A 21,499-nucleotide genomic window follows, 5' to 3' on the forward strand; every position below is an offset into this window, starting at 1 on the left:
GGTGCAAAAAGCCCGGCTGCAGTTCATGCGGCCGGGCTTTTTTCGTGCATACATATTCGTGTTTTCAGGGCGTTACCGCCGTCGAGTCGGGTCTGATTTGCAGGCTCAGGATTTGGGCCCCGAGGGCCGGGAGTCCGAGCCGGGGCTGGGCGTGATGCCGGCGTAGGAACTCGGTAACGGCCGGGTTAGCTGGGGTGGCCGGGTTCAGGTCGAACAGCATCAGCACCGGCCGGCTGGTGCGCAGGGGCTGGTGAGCAAACAGCGAGTCGGCGTCCAGAATGATGTGGCCGGCCAGCCGGGCCGCTATTTCCACCCGCTTATTGTAGTAATTGCGCCCAAACAGCACCGGGGCGCCGGGCTGCACCGTGCGCAGCAGGCTGTCGAGGCGGCGCACGTCGGCGGGCTGGCCGGGCCGCTGGTCCATCGAAAAGTTGGGTTGCTGCACCACGAGCTGGGCCGTGCGCCGGTCCCGCGTGACGAGGGACAGCAGCAGCGAAGCGCCCAGCAGCCCCAGGCCCAGCCCCCGCAGCCCCACCGGCAGCCGGGGCGAACGGGCCAGCACCAGTACCAGCAGCATAGCTGACACGCTCAGAAAAGCCGGCAGAAAATACCGGGTATCGGCCACGTAAGTCCACACGCCGCCCGCAAACCAGCCCACCAGCGCCGCCGGATACCGCAGCGACAACGCCACCAGCAGCCCCGCGCAGAGCCCGGCCGTGCCCAGCAACAGCAGGTGCAACAGCAGGCGGCGCGTGGGCCAGAGCCGGCCGCGCCGCCGCGCCGCGCCTACTTCACGGGTTAGTCCCAGACTCAGTAGCCCGGCTACCAAAACTGAAACAGCCACTACGGCCACCGTGCGCACCACCGCGCCCTGGGGCAGGCGGCTGTAGTCCAGCTCATTCGAGAAAAAGCTGTGGTACAACACCGGGTCGAGCTGGAGCAAATGGTGCCAATACAGGCCCAGCGTGGCACGGGTGCTGGGTTCGGTGGTGAGCTGGGTGTAAAACTGGGTGATATAATACGCGTCGCCGGCCACCCGGGCCTGGTACACCAGCAGGCCGCCCACCAGCAGCGTCAGCAGCCCCAAGGCCGCCAGGGCCGGGCGGCGCAGGGCCGGCCGCCAGCGCCAACCGAAAATCAGCAGCGTGAGCGGTAGAAAAAAGGCCAGCGGGTAGTAGGCAAACCGCATCAGGCAGGCCCCAAACCCCAGGCCGCTCATCAGCAAAGCTGCCGCGTAGCCTCCCGACTTACGCCGGGCCGCCGCGGGTCGGGTGAGCAGGTGCAGCAGCAGGGCCAACCCGCCCGAGTACAGGGCCAGGGCCAGCAAATCGGTGCCGAAGAGCAGGTGAAACGGCGCGTTGCTCAGGCCCCAGAATAGGAAAAAGGCCGCCGGGGCCCAGGGTGCCAGCGTGCCGCGCAAGGGCTTAAGCAAATACCACCAGGCCAGCAGCAAGCCCAGCAGCCCGGCCCAGTGCATGATTTGGGTGGCCAGCAGCACGCTCGGGGAGAGTTGGAGCAGGCAGGCCATCAGCCAGGCGTAGCCGGGGGGCCACAGGTTCAGGGGCTCGAATACGGGCTGGGACAAGTCCTGCCAATTGACCCGCGCCAAGCTCACCCCGTGCCCGCGCAGCAGGTTAACGGCGCTTTCGGTTTGGGTCTGCATGTCGCGCGTGAGCTGGGGCATGGCCAGCTCGTGGGCCCAGCGCAGCAGCACGGCCAGCCCGAAAGCCAGACGGTTGAGCAGATTCCAGGGCAGCTTAGAAATCATGGGAGCAGCAATACGACACGACCGAAGGTAGCAGCCCGCCGGCCGTCGGCCCAAATGCTCCTGCCAGGAATACGTCGGCGTGGGTAGCCGCCAGAAACCAACACCTACTTATCCCCGAATAAGCGCGCACAAACCGGGGCGAAGGAGCTGGATGAGTTGTCACAAAAAAATGAACCACGGATAAGTTTGTGACGCCTTTTGTCACAACATAGTTGGAGAAGGATAAAACTGTGACAAGCAGCATCGTCGACAAAACTCGGGGCTAAAAATCGGTGGCGGCAGCTTCCGGACGGGTTTTTCCGTAAGCTCAGCTATCCTCATTATTCCGTTCTGCTATGCCCGCCAAAAAAGCATCGGCTTCCGCCAAAGCTCCCGCCCCGAAGAAAACGGCCGCCCCCAAACCCGAAAAACGCCCCACGGCCAAGGATATGAAAGCCGAAAAGCTGCCCTACCCGGCCAAGCAGGCCGATATGCAGCAGCAGCCCGACACCGACTTTGCCAACTACAAAGCCGCCGGTAAGCTGGAAGGTAAAATTGCCCTCGTCACCGGCGCCGACTCCGGCATCGGGCGGGCCGTAGCCATTGCCTTTGCCCTGGAAGGCGCCGACGTGGCCGTGCTCTACAACGAAAACGACGTCGACGCCGAGGAAACCAAGCGGCAGGTGGAAAAGCGCAAGCGCCGCTGCATCCTGCTCAAGCTCGACGTGCGCGACCCGGAACAGTGCCGGCAGGCCGTGCGCCGCACCCTGGCCGAGCTGGGCGGGCTGAACATTCTGGTCAACAACGCCGCGTTTCAGATGGCTCAGGAGAAGTTCGAGGACATTCCCGAGGAGCAAATCCGCCGCACCTTCGACACCAACATTCTGGGCTACATCTGGATGGCCCAGTCGGCCCTGCCCCACCTGCAGGCCGGCGACTCTATCATCAACACCGGCAGCATCGTGGGCCTCACCGGCAACCCGCTGCTGATTGATTACACGGCCAGCAAGTCGGCCATTCACGCCTTCACCAAGAGCCTGGCCACCCACCTGGGCGAGCGGAACATCCGGGTCAACTGCGTGGTGCCCGGCCCGGTCTGGACGCCCAACATCCCGGCCACCATGCCGGCCGAGGAAATCGAGAAGTTCGGCTACGAAGTGGCGTTGCAGCGCCCCGGCCAGCCCGAAGAGTTGGCCCCGGCTTACGTGCTGCTAGCCTCCCAGGATGGCTCCTTCATGACCGGCAGCCTGGTCCACGTCACCGGCGGCAAGCTCTCCAGCGACCAGTAAAAAAGGACGCAAAAACGCCGAATGGCACTCTCAAGCATAAAACTAGAACGTCATGTCGAGCCCAAGCGAGACATCTCGCGTGCTGACGTTGTTGGACAAAGAAGGTCATGCTGAGCGGAGTCGAAGCATCTCTCCTGCAATGCTGATTAATAACCACGGCGGTAGAGATGCTTCGACTCCGCTCAGCATGACAGATACTATAGCACGCGAGATGTCTCCCGCTGGTCGACATGACGTTCTAGTTTTATGATACTAAACAAAAGCGCCGCTTCCAGTCCGGAAGCGGCGCTTTTGTTTAGCCTTAGCTATGGTTACTCCACCACAATCCGGCGGCCGGTGGTCTGGCCTTCGGTGGTGAGGCGGAGCAGGTAGATGCCTTTGGCCAGGCCCTGCAGGTTGAGGGGGTGCTGGGTGGCGGGAGCGTCGTGGCGTACCGTCTGCTGGAGCACGGGGCGGCCCAGGGCGTCGAGCAGCTGGGCTGAAATCGTGCGGGCCGGGCCTTCCACCTGGAGCGTTACCGTACCGTGGGCGGGGTTGGGGTAGCACGAAATGCTCAAATCGCGCAGGGCGGCCACGGTAGCGTCGGGGCCTGAGATGTTGAGGCGCACGGTGGTAGCCGGACTCACGCAGGCATTCAGCGAGTCAACCACGTAGTAGGTGTAGGTGCCCACGGCGGTGCGGCCGGTGGCGTAGCTGGGGCCGGCAAACAAACGCTGGGTCAGGGCTGCATCGTTGTACCATACGGCCGTGCCACCCGCAGCCGTGGTTGCCGTCAGGTTGGGAATGGTCTGGTTCAGGAACCCGAACTTATTGGGCGCCGTGGGTGCCAGGCGGGCCGTAGCCGTAAATTCGTCGGCTCCGATATCGGGCGTGCTGGTATTGCGCACGTTGTTGTCGATGTCCAGCGTCACGCCGGCTACGGCGCGGGCTTTGCCGTCGAGGTTGCAGTTAGAATCCGTGGACAGGTGCAGGTCGCCGGCCGTGGTCAGGGTGAAGACCGGGTTGGCCAGCAGGCTGCTGGCGTCCTGGACGGTGGCGGCGCGCAGGGCGGCCAGGGTGGTGCGCTCGGCCCCGTTGAGGTAAGCCAGCTTGGCCGTAGCACCTTGCGTCGAGTAGGCGTTATTGTCAATCAGGGTGAAGGGTGAGGTAGTGCCCGCCGCGTACACGGCGTAGGTGCGGCCCCCGGTGGGCGTGGCCGTCTGCTGATTGACCAGGATGTTATTGACCAGCGACACGTCGGTTACGCCGCTGGCCACCGTGACGGCGCCGGTGGTGGGCGTCGTGCCCGAAACAATATTGCCGGTGAGGCGAATCGTGTTGAAGCCCAGCTTGTAGCCTCCGCCCGTCGACATATACACGCCCTGGGGGGTGAAGGAAATACCATCGTCGCCGGAGCTCAGGATATCCGAAATCATGTTGTTGACCACCGCTACGTTGGCCGCCGCGCCGGAAGCCGAGAGGCGGATGCCGTAGGCCCCGTAGCTGTCGGAAATACCGGTGCCCGTGTGCACGATGTCGCGAATCTGGTTGGCGGCAATAACCCCGTCGACCGAAGTAGTGCCCACCACGATGCCGGCCACCGAGGGGCTAACGGCCCGGGTGATGCCAGTGATGGTGTTGTTGTTGACGGCAAAACCCTGGGTGGCCGTTATTACAATGCCGCTGGTCCCAATCTTGTCGGCCGCGGTAGTGGTGCTGCCGATGGTGTTGCCGGCGGCCGTGAAGTTGACGCAGTTGGACTGGGCCTGAATACCGGTGCTGGTGCGGGTGATGAGGCAGCCCCGTACGGTGCCATTAGTAGCCCCGCTGAAGGCCACGCCGTAAGCCGTAGCCGAGCTGCTGCCCTGAATGCTGAGGCCACGCAAGGTTACGTCGCGGCCCGTTACAAATATGCCACCGCTGCTGGCGGCCGTGCCGGCGTTGGTCAGGGCCAGGCTGCCGCTGTTGCCAACGGGCGAGAGACCTTCCAGCGTCACGTAGCTGGCATCGATGATGAACAGCGGAGTGGTAGCGTTGGCGGCCAGCGTCACGGCGCGCAGGGCGGCGGGCCGGATGGTAATGGCGTTGGTGGCGCTGCTGCCGGTATTAGCGCTGAGCGTCAGCGGGTAAGTTTCGGTGGGGTAGGAGGCATCCTGCAGCACCAGGGTCAGGGCCCCGCCCAACTCCTTGCTGTTCAGGTCGGCCACGGCGGCCGTGAGCGTGGGGTAGTCGGCGGTGGCGGCGGTGCCCACGGTTTTGATGCCGCTCAACAGGCCCAGAATCTTGTAGGCGCTGGGCTTGGTGGGGGCACTGGTAATGCTGGCCACCGAAGTAGCCGCGAAGCCGGCCCCGGGCGAAGCGCTAACGTTGGGCGTAGCGGCCAAATCCTGGGCCGTAACGAAATACTGGATGGAGTCGCCGGGGGCGGGCACGCTGCGCAGCTTGCTCACGTCGAGCGTGAAAATGTAGCTGGTCGTGGGGGCCGGGCCGGGCGCTACCCATTTCCAGCCGTTGCCGGTGGCGTCGTTGGGCTCGGTGAAGACGTTGGCGTCGGTTTTCTTTTTGTAGTACAGGCGCGGGCCGGTGGTAGCGCCGGAAGCCACGCCGCTGGGGTCCGTAATGACTACGCTCAGGCTGCGGTTGCCGGCACTGGCCGTGCTGGGCAGGGGCTGGTAGGCAATGCTGGGGCCCGTAATATCAATCACCTGGAAGCTGCCTTCGTCGGCGCCGAGGTCGGGGGTGGCCACGGTGCGGGCGGCGTTGTCGATATCCGTGGGCACGGGTAGCGGCGAATTCACCAGGCTCTGGCCACTGCTTTCGGCTTGGGTGGCGGCCCCGGCCTGCAGGTGCGGGTCGGTCAGCGGATTCACGAAGGGTACGTTCTCCGTCACGGCGCTCTGGTCGGCCGGGGCGGCCCGCAGCTTGTACTGGGCCAGGGTCTGGTCGACGGCCGGCGTGGTGGCCACCCCGTAGAAAATCGGCTTTTCGGCCGCCGGCGTGCCGGCGTAGAACAGGTTGTTGTTGGATGCCGCGGCCAGGTTGGTCAGCACGGCGGTGCTTTTGAAGAAAGCCGCGGCCACCCCGCCCCCGCCGCTGGGCAGGGTTATCAGGTTGACGAAGATGTTGTTGCGCAGGTCAACCGGCGGGGTGCCCGAAATGTAAAAGGCCCCGCTTTTGTTGCTGGCCGCCGTGGGCGCGCCGGTGAGCACCACCGTATTGTGGTAGCAGTAGTTGTTGGTGCCGCCGCGGAAGCTCAGGGCCCGCACCGAGGTACCGGCCGTGCTGGCCAGGGCCCGGATGTCGTAGACGAAGTTGTTGTAGACGTTGTTGGTCGTGCCGGCCGTAATGTCCATGCCCGAGGCGAAGCCCGTGGCGCCCGTGGCGGCAATGTCGTAGGTGTAGTTGCGGTAAATGCTGTGCGTCAAGCCGCTGTTGACGTAGATGCCCTGGGCCGCGCCCGAGCTGTTGGTGGCCGTCAGGGCGTGCACCCGGTTGTCGAAGATGTCGGCCGTGTTGCCCGTGCCCGTCGAGTAGATACCGTACACCGAGCTGGTGCCCGTGAGCCCCGAAACCTCGGTGCTGCCCACTTTGGCGGCCGTCTGGCTGCGCAAATAAATACCGTAGACGACGCCCGTGGGCACGTTGGCCGCCCCGGCCCCGATGGTCAGCACCCGGCTGGGCGCCCCGCCCGCCAGCATCCCGATTTCGTTGCCGTTGTCGTAGTTGGTGCTGCCCGCGTCGAGGTTGTAGCCGTAGAAGCAGTCCTGAATCGTGTTCGAGAGGAAGCGGTTCAGGTTGTTGTTGCCGTCCTGCATAAACACCCCGGAGGTTTTGGTCGTGTTGGCCCGGTTCAAATCCACGGTGCTGTTCTGCACCAGGTTGTTGGTGGCCCCGTTTTTCAGCCAGAACCCGTACTCCAGCTGCTGGGCGGCCGTAGTGTTGGTGGCCGCGTCCACCACGTCAATGCCGTTGATGGTCACGTAGTCGGCCCCGTCGAGGGTAAGGCCGGCGTCGGTGGCGCCCGTGCCCACGCCCTGGAGCTTGGGGTTGGCGCCGGAGCCGTCCTTAAGGAAGATAATCCGGCCCGTGGCCGTGCCGCTCACGGTAATGGCCGGGGCAATTTCGGCAAAGACGGCCCCGCTTTTCACCTGGAACAATACCCCGTCGGCACCCACGCCGCCGGCGTTGAGGGCGGTAATGGCGGCCGTGAAAGTCGGGTAGTTGCTCGGGCCCGAACCCGCCGGATCAATGGTTTTGGTGCCGCTGAGCTGGGCGGCGGCCGGGTGAGCCAGTCCCAAAGCCAGCAGTGAGTAAAGAAGTTGTTTCATACGCAATATGTGAGGTGCCACAGGTGGTAGTAAATCCTGTTCAAGGTAGACAAAACCTGGCGTAGTGTTGCCCTTCTACTATATAGAAAGGGCGCAGAACAAGCCGCGGCTTCCGCCGCCAACCTCGCTGCCCCGGGCTGGCTGGTGCGGCCTAACGGGCTGATTATTTTGTGAATCGGGCGGACAAAATGCCCGGCCGGCGGTTAATCAGGCAATCCGGAGCTCAACGGCAATAACCTTATGGATGCTTAGCTCGTCAGTAACGTATCATTTATGGCTTCCCCTTTCGACATGGCTTTCTCTCCTTACCCGCCGGGCTCGGTGCGCGCCCTGCTGGCCACCGACCTCGTGACCGAAGCCACCCGCACCGCCCTGCAGGCCCGCCTCGACGCGCCCGAGTACGAGCCCCAGTTCTTCGACGCGGGCACCTACGAGCTGCTGCGCATGGTGGCGGCCCGCCTGTTTCCGCAGCCCGACCGGGAAGTCCCCATCGAGCTGGCTTCGGCCATCGACCAGCGCCTGCTCACCGGCGGCTCCGACGGCTGGCGCTACGACGTGCTGCCCCCCGACCGGGAAGCCTACCGCCTGGGGTTGGGCGGCATTCGGGAAAGCGCCAAACTGCTCTATGAGAAGGAATTCGAAGACCTGACCGGCCCGCAGCAGGACGCCGTGCTCCAGGCCGTGCAAGACGAAACCGCGCCGGGCAGCATCTGGCAAAAAGTATCGGCCAACCGCTTCTTCGAGGAGCTGCTGGCCGAGCTGACCGAAAACTACTATGCCCACCCCCTGGCCCAGGAGGAAATCGGCTACGCAGGCATGGCCGACGCGCCCGGCTGGACGAAAATTACCCTCAACGAAAAAGAAGCCCGGGAGCCGGAAGAGCTGTGAATGAGTGAAGTGGCGAATGAGTGAAGTAGCCTATGGCGCGGCACCGAACCGGTTGAACCTGACTCTTCACTTATTCACCAATCTAGCTCATTCACTCATTCACTATTTTACTCATTCACCGTTATGCCCGACGAAGAAACCCTGGAAGAAGGCGTGTTGAACCCGGTTAAGCCCGAAATTCAGGACCCGCTGCTGCTAAGTCTGCTGGCTGATACGCCGGTGCTGGCATCGGCCATTGTGCCCGAGCCCGCGCCTTTGGAAATCCCCGTGCCGGCCGAAACCGTGGACTGCATCGTCATCGGGACCGGGGCGGGTGGGGCGCCGCTGCTGGCCCGCCTGGCTATGGCCGGCCTGAAGGTGGTAGCCCTGGAAGCCGGCCCCTGGCACGACCCCAAAAAGGACTTTGCCACCGACGAAAAAGCCCAGGAGTTCCTGTTCTGGAACGACGAGCGGCTCTCGGCCGGCCACGACCCGGTGGCCTTCGGCAAAAACAACTCCGGCACCGGCGTGGGCGGCTCCACGCTGCACTACACGGCCTACACGCCCCGCCCTCAGCCCGAAGACCTGCACCTGCACCGCGACTTCGGCGTGGGCCAGGACTGGCCCTTCGGCTACGAGGAGCTGGAGCCTTACTTCGAGGAGCTGGAGCAGTTTCTGGGTATTTCCGGCCCCACGCCGTATCCGTGGGGGCCGGCCCGCCGCAAAGGCTACCCGCTGGCGCCGCTGCCGCTCAATGGCGCCGCCCAGCTCATGCAACGCGGCTGTGAGGTAATGGGCATCAAAACCTCGCCGGCGGCCAATGCGGCGCTGTCGGCGCGCTACTACCAGGAGGGTGTGGGCTGGCGCGAGGCCTGCACCAACCGCGGCTTCTGCCAGGCTGGCTGCAGCACCGGGGCCAAGGCCAGCATGGACGTGACCTTCCTGCCCCTGGCCGCCGCCCACGGCGCCGATATCCGGCCCGGCTGCTACGTCACGGAAATCGAGCGGGACGAGACGGGCAAAATCACCGGGGTAGTGTACCAGCAGAACGGGCAGGAGCAGCGCCTGCGCTGCCGCCATTTGTTCTTGTGCGCCGGCGCGGTGGAAACGCCGCGGCTGCTCTTGCTCAACGAGCTGGCTTTGAGCAGCGGGCACGTGGGGCGCAACTTCATGGCCCACCCCGGCGTGCAGGTGTTTGGCACCTTTGCCGAGGAAATCCGGCCCTTCAAGGGCATTCCCGGCTCCCTGATTTCCCAGGATACCTTCCGGCCCAAAGACGCGGATTTTGCGGGTGGTTACCTTTTGCAAAGCATTGGCATAATGCCCGTTACGTTTGCCGGGCAGGTGGCCCGGGGCCGCAAACTGTGGGGCGAGCCGCTGCGCCAGTACATGCAGAACTACAACCACATTGCCGGCATCAACATCCTGGGCGACTGCCTGCCCCACGCCGACAACTTCCTGGAACTGGCCGAGGAAAAAGACGCCCGCGGCCTGCCCAAGCCCCGCCTGCACTTCACCAACCACGACAACGAAATCCGGATGAACGCCCACGCCGAAAAGCTGATGCGGCAGATCTGGGAAGCCGCCGGCGCCACCGATATCTGGGCCTTTCCCCGCTCGGCCCACGTCATTGGCACGGCCCGCATGGGCCTCTCGGGCGACGACGCGGTGGTGGACGCCAACGGCAAAGCCTTCGACGTGCCCAACCTCTATATCTGCGACAACTCGGTATTCCCCAGCGCCCTGAGCGTGAACCCCGCCCTGACCATCATGGCCCTGGCCCTGCGCACCGCCGATAAATTCCTGGAAAGCCAGAAGTAATAGAACGACACTCCCCTCCTTCCTTTAAATTCCGCGCATCAAGCGGCGTGGGTGCCCGAAGGGCGGGGTGGTTAATCGTTGCTTAGTTGCAAAACGGCCATTAACGTCAAACAATTTATCCTTCAAGGGTTTATCAAACCAAGTACTGTCAATCTAAACGACATCCGCTTAAACAACACCAGCAACGATTGACCACCCCGCCCTGCGGGCACCCCGCCTTAAAGGAAGGAGGGGAGTGTCGTTCTACTAGAATCCTATGGCCAAAGACTTTTTGAAGCATATCAAAGCCCGGTTCGGGGAAGGCAACTACGCCGGCGACGAATTCGGCGGGGCCGGGGGGCGCGACGGTAGCGGCCTGCCCACCGGGGAGCCCGGCAACTTCATGTTTGCCACCGGCATCGAGTGCTCGTACCCTACCATCGACCACGGCAAAACCCGCCGCGACCTGCTGGCCGAGTGCGGGCACTACGACCGGTGGAAAGAGGATTTGGCCCTGGTGAAAGATATGGGCCTGAAGGTGTTGCGCTACGGGCTGCCGTACTACAGCATCCACCAGGGCCCGGGCAAGTACGACTGGGAGTTTGCCGACCTGGTAATGGCCGAGATGCAGCGCCTGGAAATCACCCCGATTCTGGATTTGCTCCACTTCGGGGTGCCCGACTGGCTCGGCGACTTCCAGAATCCCGAGCTGCCCGTGTACTTCGCCGAGTACGCCGAAGCCGTGGCCCGGCGCTACCCCTGGGTGCGCTACTACACGCCCGTCAACGAGATTTTCGTCACGGCCCGCATGAGCGCCAAAGACGGCATCTGGAACGAGCAGCTCAAGTCGGACCAGGGCTTTGTCACGGCCATCAAGCACCTGGTGGCGGCCAGCATCATGGCCAACCAGCAGATTGCCCAGGTGCGGCCCGACTGCATCATCGTGCAAAGCGAGTCGGCCGAGTACATCCACGAGCTGCGCGCCAACCCCTGCGCCCGGATCAAGCTGGAAAACAAGCTGCGCTTCCTGGCCCTGGACCTGCTCTACGCCCGCCACCCCGACGCCGACGTGCTCAACTACCTCTACGATAATGGCATGACCCGCCAGGAGTACGACTGGTTTATGGCCGGGGAGCCGCCGGGCTACCAGGTGATGGGTAATGACTACTACGGCCGCAACGAGCGAATCATTCTGCCCAACGGCGAGGAATGCACCAGCATGGACGTGCTGGGCTGGTACAACATCACCCACGAGTACTACCTGCGCTACCGCAAGCCGGTGATGCACACCGAAACCAACGTTTTCAACGCCCACGACGCGCCCACCTGGCTCTGGAAACAGTGGGTTAACATCCTCAGGATGCGCGAAGAAGGCATTCCCGTGCTAGGCTTCACCTGGTATTCCCTCATCGACCAGGTGGATTGGGACATTGGTTTGGCCCAGAAAATCGGTAAAGTCAACGCCTGCGGCCTCTACGACCTCGACCGGAAGCCCCGCAAAGTATCGGAAGCCTACCGGCAGCTGCTGCAGGAGTACGGCCAGATTACCATCGTGCCCCACGGCGAAATGTTCCAGGTCACGAAGCAGCCCGCCACGCTGAAAGTGGAGGTGTAAGAACAGAACCTGTCATTGCGAGGCCAAAGGCCGTGGCAATCCGTCCTCTGCGCAGAACGGAATGCCCTTTTACCACAAAGCCCTTTCCTACCGCATGTAGGAAAGGGCTTTTCACTTCAGGGTACTCCACGCATTTCAGAGGACGGATTGCTTCGCGCGGCTCGCAAGGACACAAAAAAGACGTGCGAAAACCGAAAGAGCCGACCTCCTTGCGGAAGCCGGCTCTTGGTGCAGAAAAAGGTAGGTCAGGTACTTACTACACTAAACCGTGGCGGCGGCTACATGTTCAGTAGGCATTTCCGCGTCCACGCCCAGGCCTTTGGCAATGGCCATACCGAGGCGAATATCGGCGCGGAACCAGTGGCACAGCTGGCGCTGGGTAATGAGGTCCTTTTTGGGGCCGTCGATGCCGCTCATGGCACCTACCACGTTGCTGATCAGGTTCTTTTGGGCCTGGGCGTCGAGCAGGCGGAACAGGTTGCCGGCCTGGGTGTAGTGGTCGTCGTTGCCGGGGCCTTCGTTCCGGTCGTAGCGGGCCGCAAAGCCATCCAGCGCCTGGGCGGGCTCGCCCTGGGTTTTGTCTTCTACCGGGCCGTCGAAGGAGTTGGGGAAGTAGTTCGGGCCGGGGCCGCCGTTGTCGCCGAGAGCCATGCGGCCGTCGCGCTGGTAGTTGCTGAAGCCGAAGGGGCAGGCATTTACCGGCAGGTGCTCGTAGTTGGCGCCCAGGCGGTAGCGGTGGGCGTCGGGGTAGCTCAGGATGCGGCCCTGCAGCATTTTATCGGGCGAGTAGCCGATGCCGTCCACTACGTGGGCGGGGGCAAACGCGGCCTGCTCCACATGGGCGTGGTAATTGTCGGGAATGTGGTTGAGCTCCATCACGCCCACTTCCTGGAGTGGGAATTCGCCCTGGGGCCACACTTTGGTCAGGTCGAAGGGATTCCAGCGGAAGTCGCGGGCCTGCTCCTCGGTCATGGTCTGGATGAACATCGTCCAGCGCGGGAAGTCGCCGTTGTCGATGGCGTCGACTAGGTCGTGCTGGGCGAAATCCGGATCCTCGCCCTTCATGCGGGTAGCGTCCTCGCTGCTGAAATTCTTGACGCCCTGCTGGGTCCGGAAGTGAAACTTCACCCAGGTGCGCTCATTTTCGGCGTTAATCAGCGAGAAGGTGTGGGAGCCATAGCCGTGCATGTGGCGGTAGCCGTAGGGCGTGCCGCGGTCCGACATCAGAATCGTGACCTGGTGCAGGCTCTCGGGGTTCAGGCTCCAGTAGTCCCACATCATCGTGGGCGACTTGCGGTTGGAGCGCGCCTCCCGCTTCTGGGTGTGGATAAAGTCGGTGAACTTGAGCGGGTCCTTCACGAAGAACACCGGCGTGTTGTTGCCCACCAGGTCCCAATTGCCGTCTTCGGTGTAGAATTTCAGGGCGAAGCCGCGGGGGTCCCGCTCGGTATCGGCCGAGCCTTTTTCGCCGCCGACGGTGCTGAAACGGGTAAACAGCTTGCACTCGTTGCCGACTTTGCTGAACAGCTTGGCCCGGGTCAGGTGGGTGATGTCGTGCGTGACGGTGAATTTGCCGTAAGCGCCGCTGCCCTTGGCATGGACCACGCGCTCCGGAATCCGCTCCCGGTTGAAATGGGCCGACTTTTCGTGCAGGAAATAGTCCTGCAGCAGTAGCGGCCCACGGGCCCCGGCCGACTGGGAGTTTTGATTATCGAAAATCGGGCGGCCCGAAGCGGTAGTCAGCTTCTTAGGTTGAGTGGATTCTTCCATTGGAACAGAAATGCAGAAAAAGGTTGGAGGTCGGCAGTAGCGCCCGACTAAACCGGCGCGGAGCAAAGGTTGAGCTTCCTGCGGTATAATGAAAATTGATATTTATGATAAGTATATAGCTAATGGTTATACTTGCGGCATGAATTTGCAGCAGCTCGAATACATTGTGGCCCTCGACACTCACCGGCAGTTTGTGCTGGCCGCCACGGCCTGCTGCGTCACCCAGCCCACGCTGAGCATGCAGGTGCAGAAGCTGGAAGAGGAACTGGGCGTGCTGCTCTTCGACCGGACCAGCAAGGGCCTGCAACCCACGGCCGCCGGGGCCAAAGTGGTGCAGCAGGCCCGGCAAGTGCTACGCGAGGTACAGCAGCTCCACGAGGTAGTGCAGCTCGAAAAGGGCGACGTGGTGGGCGAGCTGCGCCTGGGCGTGATTCCGACGCTGGCGCCCTACCTCGTGCCGCTATTCTTAGTGGAGCTGGCCGGGCGCTACCCCGGCCTGCGCCTACACGTGGAGGAGCTGCAGTCGGCCGCCATCATGCAGCGCCTCAAAGACCACACCCTCGACGTGGGCCTGCTCGTGACGCCACTGGACGACAAAGCGTTGCGCGAAATTCCGGTGCTGGAAGAGCCGTTTCTGGGCTACGTGGCCGAAGCGCACCCGCTGTATGCCAAGGAGCTGCTCGAACCCGCCGACCTCGATGCCGACGGGCTGTGGCTGCTGCAGCAGGGGCACTGCTTCCGCCACCAGGTGCTCAACCTCTGCAACCCGCCCGCCCCCACCACGCCCCGGCCCTACACCTACGAAAGCGGCTCCATCGAAACCCTGAAGCAGCTGGTGGCCCGCACCAACGGCTACACCCTGGTGCCCGAATTGTCGGTGCTGGAGGAAGTGGGCCGCAACCCGATGGTGAAGCGCTTCGCGGCGCCCGAGCCGGTGCGGGAGGTGAGCTTGGTGGTGCACTACGGCTTTGTGCGGCTGCCGCTGCTGGCCACCCTGCGCGACGTAATCCTGGCCCGGCTGCCCGCCCGGCTGCAGGTGGGCCGGGCCGGGCAGAAAATTCGGTGGAAGTAACGGCCGAGCTTGCGCCGCCCGGCGGTGGTTTCCGTACGTTCAAGGGAAAGCAACTGCCTGCCTCATGCCCCAACCCATTGATTTACCCGCGCTGGAAGCCGGCACCGGTCCGCTGACCTTCGTTTTTCTGCACTACTGGGCCGGCAGCGGCCGGGAGTGGCGGCTCGTCATGGATGAGCTGAGCGCCGACTTCCACTGCCTGGCCCCCGACTTGCGCGGTTTCGGGCAGGCGCCCGCGCCGGCCCTGGGCTACGCCGTGGAAGACTACGCCGCCGACGTGCTGGCCTTTATTGCCCAGCGCGGCCTGACCAACTTTGTGCTCGTGGGCCATTCCATGGGGGCCAAAACGGCCATGTTCGTGGCCTCGGAGCAGCCCGCCGGCCTGCGGGGCCTGGTGCTGGTGGGCCCGTCGCCGCCCACCATCGAGCCCATGACCGATGCGGACCGGGCGGCTTCGCTCAAAGCCTTCGGCCGCCCGGCAGCGGCGGCGGCTACGGCGGCCAAAATCCTGGTGAAGCCCGTGCCGGACGAGGTACGGGCCAGCGTCATCGAAGACAACCTGCGGGCTTCCCACCCGGCCTGGGACGCCTGGATGCGCTACGGCAGCCGAGAAAATATTGCGGCCCGCCTGTGTTTGGTGCAGGGGCCCTGCCTCATCATCACCGGCAGCGCCGACCCGATTATGTCGCCCTCGGTGCACGGCCTGGAAACCTTGCCGTATTTGCCCGACAACACGCCCCTGGAAATCCTGGGCGGGGTGGGCCACCTACCCCCGTTGGAGGCCCCGCAGGAAGTAGCCCAACTGCTGCGGGAGTTTGTGGGAAAGAATGGGCTGTAGTTTTACGTGGCTGCATTTCAACTGCAACCAGTACCTTCTGCCCGCATGATTCCTTCAAACAACAGCTTGGCCGCCAGTATTATGGAGCTCCGGCAGTTTTGGCAGCGCCAGGCCATTGCCTGCCCACCCGCCGACTTAGCCTACGTGCGGCAAGTAGCCGCTACCAATAGCGTAGTGCTGCCCCCGGATTTTGAGTTGCTCTACAGCACTGTAAGTGGCCCCCCGCAGCTATATCCAAATTATATGGACGAGAATGGCTTCTCCTTGCTACCAGTGGAGGCGTTGCGCACGGAGAACAAAGCCGTGCTTGTAAGAACCTCGCACTCCGCTATTCAGGGGCAGGCGGCCATAACGGAGTTCGTCGATTACCTGCACCGCAGCTGGGTGTACGGCTTTATTGCCGATGCTGATGGCAGCGGCTACCGAATCGGGATTATGCCCACTAAGCAGGTATTCAAAGTGCTGACCACTTCCCTGGCGGAGTTTCTGGCGTGGTACGTTGCCGATGCTGATGTCCTCTACGATTACGAGGAGCCGGTGTAGCTTCGGTTGGTTGCCATTCATTCCTGCCCGCTTTTGAGCAACTTTACCTGCATGAAGTTTCTGCTGCTCCTAAGCCTGCTGACCGTGGCCACCGCCTGCGCCGTTTCCCGTAAAACCGATTCCAAGATTCCCAACTTTGCCGCTTACCCGACCTACAACGGCTCTGACCTGGGCCTGACCTTCGTGCGGGGCCAGGCCACGCTGCGGGTGTGGGCCCCCACGGCCGAAGCCCTGGCGCTCAAGCTTTACGCCGAGGGCACGGGCGGGGCGCCGGTGGCCACGTACGCCATGCAGAAGTCGGCGGGCGGGACCTGGGCGTACCAGCTGCCAGCCCAGCCGCCGGGCCGCTTTTACGTGGTGCAGGCTACTATCGGGGGCCGGCAAATGGCCGAGGTGCCCGACCCGTACGTGCACGCCGTGGGCCTCAACGGCCTGCGCGGCGCTTTGCTCGACCCGGCCACAGTGAGTCCCGCCGACTGGCCCGACGACCGGCGCCCCGAACTCAGGCAGGCCACCGACATCGTCATTGGCGAAGCCCACGTCCGGGACCTGTCCATGCACCCGCAGTCGGGCATCGAGCACCAGGGCAAGTTCCTGGGGCTGACCGAAACCAACACCCACGGCCCGGGCGGCGTGAGCACCGGGCTGCGGCATTTGCAGGATTTGGGCATCACCCACCTGCACCTGCTGCCCACCAACGACTTTGCGTCCGTGGATGAAAGCCGGCTGGAGGAAAACCGCTACAACTGGGGCTACGACCCGCTGCACTACTCCGTGCCCGAGGGCTCCTACAGCACTGACCCCGCCAACCCCGCCGCCCGCATCCTGGAATTCAAACAGCTGATCCAGACCCTGCACCGCCACGACCTGCGTCTGGTGCTCGACGTGGTATATAACCACACCGCCAATGCCGCCCGCAGCTCCTTCGACCAGCTCGTGCCCGGCTACTACTACCGCCAGAAGCCCGATGGCACCTACTCCGACGCCACGGCCTGCGGCAACGAAGTGGCCTCCGAGCGGACCATGGTGCGCAAGCTCATCGTGGAGTCGGTGGCGTACTGGGCCCGGGAATACCACGTGGATGGCTTCCGTTTCGATTTGATGGGCGTGCTCGACTTGCGCACCATGCGGGCCGTGCGCGTGGCCCTGGATGAAGTGGACCACAGCATTTTCGTGTACGGGGAAGGCTGGACGGCCGGCAGCAGCCCCCTGCCCGAAACCGAAAGGGCCGTGAAGGCCAACATCCTCAAGCTGGACCGGATTGCCGCTTTCGGCGACGAGCTGCGCGACGCGGTGAAAGGCCACTACGCCCGCCAGAACGAGCCGGGCTTTGCCAGCGGGCAGCCCGGCCTGGAGGAAAGCGTGAAGTTCGGCATCGTGGGGGCCACCCAGCACCCCGGGCTCGACTACTCCAGGGTGAACTACGCCAAGGCGCCCTGGGCCAAGGAGCCCAGCCAGGCCATCAACTACGTGGCCTGCCACGACGACCGGGTGCTCTGGGACAAGCTCACCGTGGCCAACCCCGGCGCCTCGGAGGAAGAGCTGATCCGGATGGACGTGCTCAGCAACACCATCGTTTTTACCAGCCAAGGTATTCCGTTTCTGCCCGTCGGCGACGAGTTTCTGCGCACCAAGGGCGGCTCCCACAACTCCTACAACCTGCCCGACAACGTGAACCAGCTCGACTGGACCCGCAAGGCGCAGTACCAAAACGTATTCGAGTTTTACCGTCAGCTGCTGGCCCTGCGCAAAGCCCACCCGGCCTTCCGCCTGCCCACCCGGGAGCTGGTCGAAAAGCACCTGGCCTTTCTGCCGAACATGCCCACCAATACCATTGGCTACCAGCTGCTCAACCACGCCGGCGGCGACGACTGGGGCACGATTACGGTGCTGCTGAACGGCAACCGCGCGGCTACTGCCGTGGCCGTGCCCGCCGGAACGTACTCGGTGGTGCTGCGGGGTGCCGATATCAGCCAGAAAGGCCTCGACAAGCTGGTGGTAGAAGCCGGGAAGCCCCTGACGCTGCCCGCCTCCTCGGCCCTGATTCTGGTGCAGCCCTAGCGCCCCGGTGGCCCGGCGGGCGTAACCGCGGAGCCGCGGGCGGGGTAAGAGTCCTGCGGACGGGCTTGCCCCGCCCGCCTGATTTCAGCAACTCCACGAATGGCTTTACTTTCGGAAATGCGCCGGGCCGGGCGCCGGCACTGGCCGCACTACGCGGCCGAGGCGGCGGGCATTGGCTTCTTCATGCTCTGCGGCACGCTGCTCACCATTTTGTTTGAACACCCGGAGTCCCCGGCCTACCAGGCCCTGGCCGGGCAGGATTTGCTGCGCCGGGCCGGCATCGGGGTGGGAATGGGGCTGGTGATTGTGGTGCTGGTGTACAATCCGTGGGGCAAGAAGTCGGGGGCCCACATCAACCCGGCCGTGACGCTGGCCTTCTGGCAGCTGGGCAAAATCCGGCGGGCCGATGCCCTGTGGTACATCCTGGCCCAGCTGGCCGGCGCCCTGCTGATGGGCCAGCTGCTCAAGCTGACCCTGGGCCAGTACTTTGCGCACCCGGCCGTCAACTACATGGTAACCGAGCCCAAGAAGCACGGGCAGCTGGTGGCTTTCGGCGCCGAGTTCGTCATTTCCTTTATCCTGATGGTGGTCATGCTGCTGGCCCTGCACCACGAGCGGCTCAAGAAGTCGACGGGCTGGCTCATCGGCGGGCTGCTGCTGCTCTACATTACCTTCGAAAGCCCTTTGTCCAGCATGAGCCTCAACCCGGCCCGGACCCTGGGCAGCGCCGTGGCCGCCCAGAGCTACACCGGCCTGTGGCTCTACTGGGTGGCGCCCATCGGGGCCATGCTGCTGGCCACCGTCTTTTTCAACAAGGTCTACAAAGGCCAGGACCTAGCCTGCGCCATCCTGGCCGGCTGCGCTGCCGCCCCCAACACGCCCCACGCCACCGAGCCCCCGGTGTATCCGCAGGAGCGGTGAAGTGGCGAGATGGTGAAATAGTGAAGTGGTGAACTGGTGAGTTGTCGTTCTGGCCCCTTTTTTCGGCTGTCCTCTTTCATCTGTCATCCTGAGCAGAGCGAAGGACCTTCCTCACCTGAGTGACAAACCGGATTAAACGCATAAAAGCCCTTTCCTGCCTGAGCGGGAAAGGGCCTTTGTGCGTTGGTACTGCCTTGAGTGGGGTAGGTGAGGAAGGTCCTTCGCAAGCGTACGCCGGATGAAGGATGACAGAACAGCAAACTCACCATTTCACCATTTCACCATCTTACCATGTCACCACTTAATCAAGCGCCCGGTCACGGAAGAGGACGTAGCCGATGTGGGCGAAGACGCCGAATTTATGGTCCTGGTCGTCGTAGTGGATGAACTGCAGGGAGGCCGGGCCGACGGGCGTTTGGTAGACCAGGCCGGTCATGGCCGTGAGGTAGGGGCGACTGATGGTGTTGCCGCGGCGGGCCAGCACGGTGTTGGCTTCCTGCCGCTCCCACTGCCGCACCAGCACGTGGGTGTATACTTCGGTGCGCCATTCTACCGGGCCCAGCACGGCCTTGGTGTAGCGCAAACCCACGGCGGCGTAGGCCGTGCCCCGGTAACGGTCCAGGAAGATGGTGCGGGAGTCGGGCAGGGGCAAAAAGGCCGGGGCCGAGGTGAGCGAGGCCCGGTAGGTGGCAAACGGCCCCTGCGTGGTAGCCACGGCGTCGAAAATATAGCCCCAGGCATTCACCTTGCGGCCCACCGAATCGACCTTGTTGAAGGTGAAGTACTGCTCGATAAACAGGTTGGCTTTCAGAAACGTCTGGTTTTTGGTACGCTCGGGCAGCTCCCCGGCCGTGGTGCCGGGCGTGTACTTCTCCTGGGCCGATACGCCCCGCACGCTGAAGTCGACGCGGCGGCCACTGACGGCGTACTGCCGGCGGTTCAACGAGTTCCGCTCGAAGCGGCCGGCCGCCGTCAGGCCCTGCAGGCGGTCCTGGTCGAGGGTGGCGTTGGAGCTGATTTCGTCGGTGTTGGCGTACTGGTCGCGGTTGGTAAACAGGCCCCCGCTCAGGGTGTAGCGGCTGCGGTAGTTGGGGCTGAAGCCAATCTGGAGCTCGGTTTTGAAGTCGCGCTGGCTGAGCTGGGTGTTCTGGGCCGTGGTGCCCAGCAGGCCACCGGTGTCCTGGTAGTTGAAGTTGTTGAAAGTCACGGTGGGCTCGAAATAGAGCGGAATCCGGCCCGGAATGCTGACCCGGAACGAGCCCCGGGCCCCGTTGTAGAACCGCCCGATGGTGGCATCGGCCCGCACGGTGTAGAGGTAGCGGTTCAGGTAGCGGTACGCCCCCCCGATGTAGAAGTTGTTCATCGAGCGGGTCGAGAGCATCACGCCCAGGTCGGCGGTGAGGTTGCTGTTCTGGCGCGCGTCGATGCCCAGCACGTAGCCTTCCTGCTTCTGGTCGTAGCGGATGCGGGGGTAGACGTTGTTGAAGAAGTCGTTGTTGACGAGCCGGTAGTAGCCTTCCTCAATGTCGCCGGGCGAGTAATTGGTGCCGGTTTTGACGAAGAAGCGCCGCACGAAATCCTGCTGCTGCCGGGGCAGGCCCTGCACCGTGATTTGCTTGAAGTCGGGGCGGGGGGCCTTGTTGCGGAAGGCCTGGCGCCGCTGCTGCAACGCCAGAGTGTCTTCGCGCCGGCTGATGCGCCGCAGGGTCAGCTCCATCTTTTTGTCGGCGGCCTGCTCGCCCAGCTGCACCAGCTGCCGCACCTTGTTGAAGTCGGCCGCGGTGATGCCGTCCAGGTCGGGCTGAATGAAGATGCCGTTGCGGCCTACCGAAGTGGTATCGGCCACGTTGGAGCCCAGAAAAATCAGGGTACTGGTCAGCAGCTGGTCGTCCTTTTCCTTGGGGTACTTGTTGAAGGCCACGTCGCCCACGTTCACGCCGATAATGATGTCGGGCTTAAACTCGTCGCGCATCACCCCGGTGGGAAAATTATCCACCACGGCCCCGTCGAAAAGGTAGCGGCCGTCGGCCTGGCGGATGGGGCGGAAGGCCAGCGGAAAGGCCATGGAATTGCGCACCGCGTCGGAGAGGGAGCCGCTGCGCTGCACCACTTTCTCGCGGGTGAACACCTCGGAGGCCACGGCCCGGTAGGGCACCAGCAGCTTATTGAAATCGTAGTCGGCAATGGCGCCGGCCGGGGCCAGCATGGTGGCCAGCACGTAGTTCAGGGTTACGTCGTTCACCAGCTTGGGCGTCACGCGGGTGCGGAGCGACGAGTCCACGGCCAGGCGCAGGTGCAGGGCGGCGGGGCTGGGTTCCACGTCGTAGTAGTTATACACCTTGCCTTCCAGCGGCACCCCCGACACCCAGTCCTGAAAGGCGGGAGCCAGCACGATTTCCTCGATTTCCTTGGGCGTGTAGCCCGCCGCGTAGAGGGCGCCCACGATGGCGCCCATGCTGGTGCCCACGATGTAGTCGATGGGAATCCGGTTTTTTTCGAGCTGCTTGAGCACGCCCACGTGGGCCAAGCCCTTGGCGCCGCCGCCGCTGAGTACAAGGCCCACTTTCTGGGCCGAAACGGGAGATATGGAAAAGGCCGATACCAGCAGAAGCAGGCACCAGCAGTAGAGGTTGCGCATAGGGGTCAGGGGAGTAAACGGCCCGGGTTCG

Annotated in this window: 13 protein-coding genes; 9 read left to right on the forward strand and 4 right to left on the reverse strand. The window is 63.6% G+C overall.

The annotated features are described in order from the left end of the window. Window positions 1–64 precede the first annotated feature (64 nt). On the reverse strand, window positions 65–1,768 hold the full coding sequence (locus CLV45_RS18315) for a hypothetical protein (protein ID WP_100337923.1): 1,704 nt from the start codon (window positions 1,766–1,768) through the stop codon (window positions 65–67). A gap of 428 nt (window positions 1,769–2,196) precedes the next feature. Between CLV45_RS18315 and CLV45_RS18320 the strand changes: the two genes are divergently transcribed. Continuing rightward, window positions 2,197–3,036: an SDR family oxidoreductase gene (locus CLV45_RS18320; protein ID WP_245882926.1), complete on the forward strand. Its 840-nt coding sequence runs from the start codon at window positions 2,197–2,199 to the stop codon at window positions 3,034–3,036. Window positions 3,037–3,347: 311 nt separating this feature from the next. On the opposite strand, the gene CLV45_RS18325 is transcribed toward CLV45_RS18320, so the two are convergent. Continuing rightward, window positions 3,348–7,343: a T9SS type A sorting domain-containing protein gene (locus tag CLV45_RS18325; RefSeq protein ID WP_157807636.1), complete on the reverse strand. Its 3,996-nt coding sequence runs from the start codon at window positions 7,341–7,343 to the stop codon at window positions 3,348–3,350. Between the two features lie 291 nt (window positions 7,344–7,634). On the opposite strand from CLV45_RS18325, the gene CLV45_RS18330 reads away from it, so the two are divergent. The 3 genes from CLV45_RS18330 (at window position 7,635) to CLV45_RS18340 (ending at window position 11,625) form a co-directional block, all read left to right on the forward strand. Beyond that, window positions 7,635–8,231 carry a gluconate 2-dehydrogenase subunit 3 family protein gene (locus CLV45_RS18330; protein WP_100337926.1) on the forward strand — a complete coding sequence of 199 codons (597 nt, stop codon included), beginning with the start codon at window positions 7,635–7,637 and terminating at the stop codon, window positions 8,229–8,231. 123 nt (window positions 8,232–8,354) lie between these two features. Next, window positions 8,355–10,031 carry a GMC family oxidoreductase gene (locus CLV45_RS18335; protein WP_100337927.1) on the forward strand — a complete coding sequence of 559 codons (1,677 nt, stop codon included), beginning with the start codon at window positions 8,355–8,357 and terminating at the stop codon, window positions 10,029–10,031. A 256-nt stretch (window positions 10,032–10,287) separates the two neighbouring features. After that, a complete protein-coding gene (locus CLV45_RS18340; RefSeq protein ID WP_100337928.1) occupies window positions 10,288–11,625 on the forward strand; it encodes a family 1 glycosylhydrolase in 1,338 nt (445 codons plus the stop codon). A gap of 261 nt (window positions 11,626–11,886) precedes the next feature. Here CLV45_RS18340 and CLV45_RS18345 read toward each other — a convergent pair whose 3' ends face one another. Beyond that, window positions 11,887–13,395: a catalase gene (locus CLV45_RS18345; protein WP_100337929.1), complete on the reverse strand. Its 1,509-nt coding sequence runs from the start codon at window positions 13,393–13,395 to the stop codon at window positions 11,887–11,889. Window positions 13,396–13,534: 139 nt separating this feature from the next. On the opposite strand from CLV45_RS18345, the gene CLV45_RS18350 reads away from it, so the two are divergent. The 5 genes from CLV45_RS18350 to CLV45_RS18370 all read left to right on the forward strand — a co-directional run bounded on the left by CLV45_RS18350 (window position 13,535) and on the right by CLV45_RS18370 (window position 18,830). Then, complete coding sequence (locus tag CLV45_RS18350; protein WP_100337930.1) at window positions 13,535–14,467, forward strand: hydrogen peroxide-inducible genes activator; 933 nt, start codon at window positions 13,535–13,537, stop codon at window positions 14,465–14,467. A 64-nt stretch (window positions 14,468–14,531) separates the two neighbouring features. After that, entirely contained in the window at window positions 14,532–15,305 is a 774-nt protein-coding gene (locus tag CLV45_RS18355; RefSeq protein WP_100337931.1) for an alpha/beta fold hydrolase, read from the forward strand. A 45-nt stretch (window positions 15,306–15,350) separates the two neighbouring features. After that, entirely contained in the window at window positions 15,351–15,848 is a 498-nt protein-coding gene (locus CLV45_RS18360) for a hypothetical protein (RefSeq protein WP_100337932.1), read from the forward strand. Between the two features lie 51 nt (window positions 15,849–15,899). Further along, window positions 15,900–17,909, forward strand: a complete 2,010-nt coding sequence (gene pulA / locus CLV45_RS18365; RefSeq protein WP_100337933.1) for a type I pullulanase — start codon at window positions 15,900–15,902, stop codon at window positions 17,907–17,909. A 99-nt stretch (window positions 17,910–18,008) separates the two neighbouring features. Then, the gene (locus CLV45_RS18370; protein WP_100337934.1) at window positions 18,009–18,830 is read left to right on the forward strand and encodes an MIP/aquaporin family protein; all 822 of its coding nucleotides are present in this window, start codon (window positions 18,009–18,011) and stop codon (window positions 18,828–18,830) included. 301 nt (window positions 18,831–19,131) lie between these two features. On the opposite strand, the gene CLV45_RS18375 is transcribed toward CLV45_RS18370, so the two are convergent. Beyond that, entirely contained in the window at window positions 19,132–21,468 is a 2,337-nt protein-coding gene (locus CLV45_RS18375) for a patatin-like phospholipase family protein (RefSeq protein ID WP_100337935.1), read from the reverse strand. Window positions 21,469–21,499 lie beyond the last annotated feature (31 nt).

This window comes from Hymenobacter chitinivorans DSM 11115 (genome assembly GCF_002797555.1).
Lineage (GTDB): Bacteria > Bacteroidota > Bacteroidia > Cytophagales > Hymenobacteraceae > Hymenobacter > Hymenobacter chitinivorans.